Raw genomic sequence first — 809 nt, 5'->3', positions numbered from 1 at the left:
GAGAAGCACGACATCGCCGTCGTCGTCGACCGGCTCTCGGTGAAGGCGACCGCGAAGCAGCGCCCCACCGACTCGGTGGAGACCGCGCTGCGGCTGGCCGACGGACTGGTCGTGCTGGACTTCGTCCACCTCCCCGACGACGAACCGCAGCGCGAGCGCCGCTTCTCCGAGAAGATGGCCTGCCCGAACGGGCCCACCCTCGCCGTCGACGCCCTCGAGCCCCGCACGTTCTCCTTCAACTCGCCCTACGGCGCCTGTCCGGCTGGCTCCGGCATGGGCATCAAGAAGGAGGTCGATCCGGCGCTGGTCGTCCCCGACCCGGACCTGTCCCTCGGCGACGGCGCGATCGCGCCCTGGTCGTCCGGGCACAACGCGGAGTACTTCGGCCGGCTGCTGTCCGGCCTGGCCACCGCGGTCGGGTTCCGGATGGACACCCCGTGGCGCACGCTGCCCGCCGCCGCGCGGACGGCGGTCCTGCACGGCAGAGACGACCAGGTCCACGTGCGCTACCGCAACCGCTAGGGCCGCGAGCGCGCGTACTACGCGAACTTCGGGGGCGTCATGCCGTTCCACGAGCGCAGTCGGGGGCAGACCGAGTCCGAGTCGCAGCGGGAGCGCTACGAGGGCTACATGCGCGACACCCCCTGCCCCGCCTGCGACGGCGCCCGGCGGCGCCCCGAGGTGCTCGCGGTGACGCTGCCGCACCGCGACCTGGGGGAGCGGTCGATCGCGCAGGTGTCGAACATGTCGGTGGCCGAGTGCTCGCTGTTCCTGAACGGCATGGTCCTCGACGACCGGCAGGCCATGAT

General features: G+C 72.2%; 1 protein-coding gene and 1 pseudogene. Both read left to right on the top strand.

What is annotated here, in order from left to right:
* Positions 1 to 522, top strand: a pseudogene (locus D8M34_RS19675) (excinuclease ABC subunit UvrA); the annotation flags it as partial.
* A gap of 39 nt (positions 523 to 561) precedes the next feature.
* Positions 562 to 809: hypothetical protein (locus tag D8M34_RS19670; RefSeq protein WP_238695729.1), on the top strand; the 248-nt coding region annotated here is incomplete at its 3' end.

The sequence above is a fragment of the Microbacterium sp. HSID17254 genome (assembly GCF_003989315.1).
GTDB lineage: Bacteria > Actinomycetota > Actinomycetes > Actinomycetales > Microbacteriaceae > Microbacterium.
The sequence above is the reverse complement of the archived record's forward strand: the minus strand, read 5'-3'. Positions and strand labels throughout refer to the sequence as shown.